The following is a 5,671-nucleotide window of genomic DNA, read 5'->3' on the forward strand; positions in this document are numbered from 1 at the left end:
TCAGACTATTTAACTATTAAACAAAAATATTTTGATAGATATATTGCACAATAAAAAATGAACAGAAAAGGATTAGAAAATGGAAAATATAGAAAATAATTTAAAAAAAGCAAGAGAATATGAAGAAAGAAATAGACATATAATAAATGATGAAAGAAAACCTTTATTACATTTAACCTCTCCTATAGGTTGGATTAATGACCCTAATGGGTTTTCAACTTTTAAAGGGGAGTACCACTTATTTTGTCAATATCACGTTTATGATAAAATATGGGGGCCTATGCATTGGGCACATTTTAAATCGAAAGATATGTTAAAATGGGAACATTTACCTGTTGCTTTAGCACCAGATAAAGAATATGATAGTTTTGGTTGTTTTTCAGGCACAGCAATAGAAGATAATGGCAAACATATATTAATGTATACAGGTGTTATAAAAGATGAAGAAAAAGAAAGACAAACACAATGTATTGCTATTGGTGATGGTTTAAATTATGAAAAAATAGAGCAGAACCCTGTTATAAAAGGTGATATGCTACCAAAAGGAAGTAGTCTTGTAGATTTTAGAGACCCTAAAATTTTTAAAGAAGATAATATATATTATTCTATAGTTGCTAATAGAGCAGATGATGGTAGTGGACAAATAGCTTTATTTTCTTCTGAGGATTTAAAAAAATGGGAATTTAAAAACATTATTTTAAAATGTAATAATGAACTTGGTAGAATGTGGGAATGTCCAGACCTTTTTAAACTAGATGATAAATACTTTTTAGTTTTATCTCCTCAAGAGGTGGAACCGCAAGGATTTGAATACCACGGTGGTAATTGTAATGTTTTTATAGTTGGTAACTATGATAAAGAAAAATTTATATTTAATAAAGAAAAGGTAGAAGCGCTAGACTATGGCTTAGATTTTTATGCACCACAAACTACACTTACAGAAGATGGGCGTCGTGTTTTAGTTGGTTGGGTTCAATCTTGGGAGAATCATATTACTCTTAAAGAACTTAGTTGGTCTGGTATAATGAGTATACCACGAGAGTTAGAGTATAAAAATGATAGATTATATCAAGTACCTATTAGAGAAATAAAAAATTATTATAAAAATAGTATTTCATTAGAAAAATTTATTAATAATGAATCTTTTGAAGATGAAAGATTATTTAGTAGAACATTTGATTTAAATATAAATTTAGATACTGATAATTTAGAAGAGTTTACAATAAATTTTGCTAAAAATGCAAAATATAATTCTAAATTTATATACAAGTGTAAAGAAGAGTTAGCTATTTTTGATAGAAATAATGCCGGTATTAGAAAAGACTGCTTAAATGAAAGAAAAGTAAAATTAGCTTTAGTTAACAATAAATTAAATGTTAGAATAATTGTAGATAAATACACGGTTGAAATATTTTTAAATGATGGATATAAAACAATGACTTCACTTATATACACAGATATAAATGCAAATCAAATTAGCTTTGATGTAAAAGGCAGTACAAACTTATCTATAGAACAAAATATATTTTAATTAAAAAATAGGTATAAATATTATAAATTTATAATAATATTTATACCTATTTTTATTGTATGTAGAATACAACCTGTTCTACAGGTGGTTTCAAAAAGGCTGTGTCTATGAGTAGAAAAAAATAACCTCCTGTTGTAAAATATATATGGGTTTGCCAGCCATATAAAAACAAAGGAGGTATCCAAAATGGATAGTAATAGTTTAGCACATACAAAGTGGAATTGCAAATATCATATAGTGTTTGCACCGAAATATAGGGGACAGGTGATATATGAGAAAATAAAAGAAGACATTAGGTAAGATATTAAGGAAATGGAAATTATGTTAGCAAAAAGGTGTTAAAATAGTAGAAGCAGAAGTGTGCAAAGACCATATACATATGTTAGTAAGTATACCACCGAAATTAAGTGTTTCAAGTTTTATGGGATATTTAAAAGGTAAAAGTAGCCTTATGATATTTGATAGACACGCAAATTTAAAATATAAATATGGAAATAGAAATTTTTGGTGTAAAGGTTATTATGTAGCTACAGTAGGGATAAATCAAAATTTGATAAAAGAATATATAAAAATCGACAAGAATAAGATATAGCAAATTACCAAATAAGTTTAAAAGGATATATAGACCCATTTATGTGTACCCATAATAAATAGGCTAAAAAATAGACACTTTAGTGGCAACCAATAGTACTAGTGTAATTGTGTCAGACCATTTATTTCCTTTTTAGAAGCTTACAATAAGAAAAAGCCCTTATAGGGCTTGAGCAAACCACCCGTTAAACGGGTGGTTTTTAATTAAATAAAATTATTTTATGTCAAAACCTACTTGGCAAGTGTTTTCATTTTCTTGCAAAGTATTTTTGTATAACAAATAATATGCAGCAGCGCTCCAACTAAAGTTTTTAGCGTGAAGCCCTTCTCCAGTTACAGGGTTATAGTTTTCTCTTATAGTTTCAGATGCTAAAAGGCCTTCTGCATTATCCATTAATTTTAGGGCAAGCTCTTTAGCTTCTTTTTTGTAACCATAGTTTTCTAAAGCTTCTACACCAAAGATAGCTTGGTCTAACCAAACAGGGCCTCTCCAATATTTATTTGGGTCAAAACGAGGGTTATCTTTAGATGCAGTTGGAAAAGGCACTTTTAGGTTAAATTTGTTTGGGTCTAAAATATTGTTTACAACTTTTTTAGCATTTTCTTTGCTTGAAACTTTAGCCCACAAAGGAAGATAACCTTCTGTTCCTTTGCCTCTATTTACAAGTAATTTTTTATCTTTTCCATCTTTAGATATTTGTAAATCATAGTAGAAGCCAGTTTTTTCATCAAACATAAATTTTTCTATATAGTCTTTTATCTCTTTAGCCTCTTTTTCATACTTTATGGCATCATCTTTTTTATTTAAAGCCTCTGCTAAGGATTTTAAAAAACCTTTTTCAGCATATAAGAAAGAGTTTAAATCTACAGATTCTTGGTTTATAGAATATCCTACAACCTTTCCTTGTTTGTTTTTATTTTCAAACACCTTAACACCTATGTCAAAGTTACCAATGCCGTCTTTATCAAACCTAACTGCGTTATCCATACCGCTCTCCCAAGCAGCAGCAGTTATAATAGCATCTTCATCAATAATAGGGTTGCCTTTTTCATCTTTTAAAATCTCGTTTTTATCATTTACTTTATAGTGGCTATCGTGCACCATAGCACCAAACTCTGCTATGCCGTTTTGGTCAGTATCTCTGTTTGTATACCACCAGTTATGATAAGCAACAAGCTTAGGATACATCTCTTCAACAAACTTTATATCTCCTGTTTCTTTATATATGTTATAAACAACCCAAGTTGCTAAAGGTGGCTTTGAGTTTCTAGAGTTGTTGCTCTCTTTATTAGCGTATATAACATCAATTATTGTGCCTGCATCTTGTGGTCTTTCTTTATCATTTTTTTGTATCTGATAGCCAAACATTGTTTTTACAGCATCTTTTGCAAGCTCGCTATCAAAGTTTAAAACACCCATAGCGTTTTTCCAAGAGTCCCAAGCCCAAAAGCCGTTAAACCATCTATAAGAAACAGAAGGTGTTATGCCAGATGTTTTAATATCACCAGATGGGCTTCTCCAGTTAGTCATTAGCGTAATCATAGATTTTATAGCAACGTTATCATAGGCTTTGCTTGTAGTTTTTTTATCTTCAAAAGTTTTATCTAAATAGCCTTGCCAAGTTTTATTGTTTTTAGCAAAAGCGTTTTCTTTATCTAAAGATTTTAATTTGTTTAGCTCAGATTTATATTCTTGTTGGTTAAAAACAAAGCTTTCTGTTCTATATGTAGTAAAAGATTCGTTAGGGTTTATTTTTAACTTATTTTTAAGTTTTGTAGTGTATGATAAGTTGTCTTTGCTTATTTCTGTAGAAACATCATCATTAAATAAAATGAAAAAGCTATTATTTATTGTGTTTTGAGATAGGCTTTTGTTTTCTCCGTCAAAAACAACTTTTACCATATTTTTATCTTTTTGTAATTTTGGGTTTATCTCATAGGTTTTTTTATTGTGGATATAGTCTTTAAAAATATCTCCGCTCCAGCTTATATCAAGGTTTAAAGGTTTATCTGTGATATTTTGTATGTTAGTTTTAATTAGAGAAGATCTATCTGTTGCAAAAATTAGTTCTAAAGATAGTTTAAAATCGCTAGTTTCATAAGTTTGAACCAATTTACCAGGATAATAATTTATTTTAGGTTTAGCAAATTGTAGGTCTATTTTTTCACCATCTTTTAATATATTTATTTTGCTAATGCTTTTAGATAGGTTTATCGCTATTGTTTCATACGTATGCTCAAATAAAACTGTTGGGCCTGCAAAACCACCTAAATTTTCTTTGTCACTAGCCATTGGTAGAGAATATCCGTGCCAAGCTCCTTTATCTATAAAAGTTGAAAAATCTGCCACTTGATAATATCCATATGGTTGGTTATTAAGGTTTGATTGTAGGTTAATTACATTAGCAAAATCATAAACATTATGTTTTTCAGATGCAAAAGTACTTTTTAAGTTAATGTTACTTAAAAATAAAGATGTTGATAAGGATAAAAACAAAAATTTTTTTAGATATTTATGTTTCATTTAAACCACCTCTTAATTAAAAATTTTAAATAAATATATGTATAAATTGTACAATAGATAAATAGATATATTTATTTAATTTAGATTATTATATATATTAACATAAGTATAATTATAAATCTATTGATTTTTTATACATATATTTTTTAAAAAATGTGGTAAAAATTATAAAAAATTATTATTAAAAAATATCTAATTTTGTTATATATTTTTTATAGCTAAATATATAACAGAGTTTTATTTTGTTAAAGATTTTTATAAAAGATTTTTAGGTTTATCCATAAGGTGCTTTATAGATATAGGCTTTAACATCTTTTATATTTTATATCTAATATTATAAAAGGTATGTATTTAGGTTTTCTCCCCAACACCCCCCGAATCTACAAAAAGCTAATAAATTTAATTAATGTGTTTATATAAAACTTAAACAAAAATATTGAAATCTAATATTTAATAAAATACAGCTTACACCTAAGGGTTATAATAACATTATTAAATATAAGAATGAAGTTAAGTATATGGTAGATGATGGGAGGGGATAGAAATTGGGGGATGGCAAGGAGGTGTATGTGGTATATTAGTTGTAGAATTCTATTGAAGGGTCTTCCTAAGAACCCCTTGCATTCTCTAAAATGTTAATAGCGGGTATGGATTGCTTGCCGTCCATAAATACTAAAGGATTAAAGTCTTTTACTTGGTTGTTGCTAGGTATTTGTTTTTGTGTTGTTTGTGAAAGTTTTTGTGCATTAATAGATATGTCTGTTGAATCTGCTTTAGTATATTTGTTGATAAATAGGGTAGAAACTAATATAGTTTATAAAAATAATTTTTTGGCTATATTGTTTTTATTTTAAATTTCATATGTTGTTTGCATCGGTTTATTATTAATTTTTATTTATGTTAAAATTTAATATGTAACTGCTTTATTATTATTAATTTATGATTATTAATCTAATATTATATAATATAAAATTTACAAGTTGTTATAAATATATTTATAATATTTTAACAAATTTGTAATGTTA

General features: G+C 27.5%; 3 protein-coding genes and 1 pseudogene. 3 read left to right on the forward strand and 1 reads right to left on the reverse strand.

Going from position 1 to position 5,671, the window contains the following annotated elements:
- Positions 1–79: 79 nt before the first annotated feature.
- Positions 80–1,531, forward strand: coding sequence for a glycoside hydrolase family 32 protein (locus R5Z65_RS09330; RefSeq protein WP_317368721.1), 1,452 nt, complete (start codon positions 80–82; stop codon positions 1,529–1,531).
- A 186-nt stretch (positions 1,532–1,717) separates the two neighbouring features.
- Positions 1,718–2,116, forward strand: a pseudogene (tnpA, locus tag R5Z65_RS09335) (IS200/IS605 family transposase).
- 220 nt (positions 2,117–2,336) lie between these two features.
- On the opposite strand, the gene R5Z65_RS09340 reads toward tnpA, so the two are convergent.
- The gene (locus R5Z65_RS09340; protein WP_317368722.1) at positions 2,337–4,646 is read right to left on the reverse strand and encodes a trehalase family glycosidase; all 2,310 of its coding nucleotides are present in this window, start codon (positions 4,644–4,646) and stop codon (positions 2,337–2,339) included.
- A 632-nt stretch (positions 4,647–5,278) separates the two neighbouring features.
- Between R5Z65_RS09340 and R5Z65_RS09345 the strand changes: the two genes are divergently transcribed.
- Entirely contained in the window at positions 5,279–5,500 is a 222-nt protein-coding gene (locus R5Z65_RS09345; protein ID WP_317368723.1) for a hypothetical protein, read from the forward strand.
- Positions 5,501–5,671 lie beyond the last annotated feature (171 nt).

The organism is uncultured Tyzzerella sp. (genome assembly GCF_963558545.1).
In the GTDB taxonomy this organism is placed as follows: Bacteria; Bacillota; Clostridia; order Lachnospirales; family CAG-274; genus Tyzzerella.